This is a genomic window from Moorena sp. SIO3I6, from assembly GCF_010672095.1.
The window spans coordinates 1-1,569 of sequence record NZ_JAAHHU010001200.1 but is presented as its reverse complement, the minus strand read 5'-3'; the positions used below and the strand labels follow the sequence as shown (position 1 = coordinate 1,569).

1 protein-coding gene is annotated in these 1,569 nt (G+C 43.2%); it reads right to left on the bottom strand.

All coding sequences use genetic code 11. The features are described 5' to 3' along the window. Nucleotides 1–103: 103 nt before the first annotated feature. Nucleotides 104–1,569: lectin-like protein (locus F6K49_RS47655; protein ID WP_293109571.1), on the bottom strand; the 1,466-nt coding region annotated here is incomplete at its 5' end.

The following is a 1,569-nucleotide window of genomic DNA, read 5'->3' as shown; positions in this document are numbered from 1 at the left end:
GAGAAAAGAGGCAATCGCTTCTTTTGATTTATTTGTCAGCACTGACGCACTGAGCACTGAGGACGCTCCCCACTCAGCACTCAGCTTCTTCTAGAATTGGGGGTTAGCTAAATCTAAAGTCAGAGTAGCTGAGATCTACTACACTCACATCTTTAAACAGAACAGTTCCACCATAATCAGAACGGAAAAGAGCACCATCTTGAGTATCAATAATCCCACGTTGGGATATTTCATTATTGAACCACCTGGAGGCATTAATATTACCCCAGCCTTGGAATTCAAATTTATCGACACCCACTTCAAAGTCTTTGATGACATCAAACTCACCGGTTAACAAACTCTCATTCCGTTTGAACACAAATTTATCTGCGCCACTGCCACCTACTAAGGTATCACTACCGCGACCACCAGTAATAATGTCATCTCCACCAATTATGGTATCTTTAGTACTGGGCTGATTGATCTCAATCACGCCTCGCAGATTATTATGCCAAGGATCGCGATCGCTTAAATCATTCCAGGCGCGATCGCCCCAACCCATGACGGCATAGTCTTCACCTTCTGGTTGACTTCCATAGATTGTGGAGTTGTTGGGTTCTCCTGGAGACCAATTGCGATAAGTTGCTGACTCACCACTGACCCACTTCCAATTACCTTCTCTTGAGCTGTCAGTTAAGCCAATCCAAAACAGTTCCTTAGAACCAAATTTGTTAAACAGCCATGTTTGCTCAGCAGCATCATTAATCGTTACCAGGTTACCACCTAAACGCTTTGCCTCAGCTTGAGCTTCGTCCCAGGTGCCAGCAACAGAAGTTAGGAGATATTGATGCCCACGGTAAACACTAACATTGTTGTTTTGGTGATCAGCATCCCCAGCTATGAAATCGTTACCCGAGCCACCCTGGATGGTATCATCATCAATGCCTCCATACATTGTGTCATTACCAGTGCCCCCATACATCATGTCTTGACCAGAGCCACCATACATCATGTCCTTGCCCGAGCCACCCTTAAGAGTGTCATTACCAAAGCTGCCATGGAGTTTGTCGCTACCAGAGTTCCCATATAGCTTATCATCACCTTGACCAGCTTCTAAAATGTCATTCCCATCAAATCCATAGAGGGAATCATTACCTAGGCTGCCATAAATTTTGTCATTGCTGTTAGTGCCACGGAGTTCATCATTCCAGATCGTGCCGTAGCGAACATCATTACCTAAGTTGTCAATTAAAGTATCTCCTAATAATTTAACAGCACTTTGATTAATTTCCACTAAGGTTAGATTAGTATTGCCACTAAAGGTGCGCTGATAAGTGCCTGTAACTGAACCCTTGACGAAATCTATCCCATTGTTGCCATTAATATCAAAGCGTTTTGTGGGAGAGTTCAGTCTGATGTTACGACTAAAGCCAAAATCGATATCGCCGATTCGACGGGAAGAAATTAAATCACCAGAGATGGCAAAGGAATCGATAATCTTGGGCTGATTCATCTGATCAGTATTCAACAGGAAAAAAAATGTCCCTGACTTAGCCTCAGAATATTCCCGATTGGAATTTTCAATTTCTT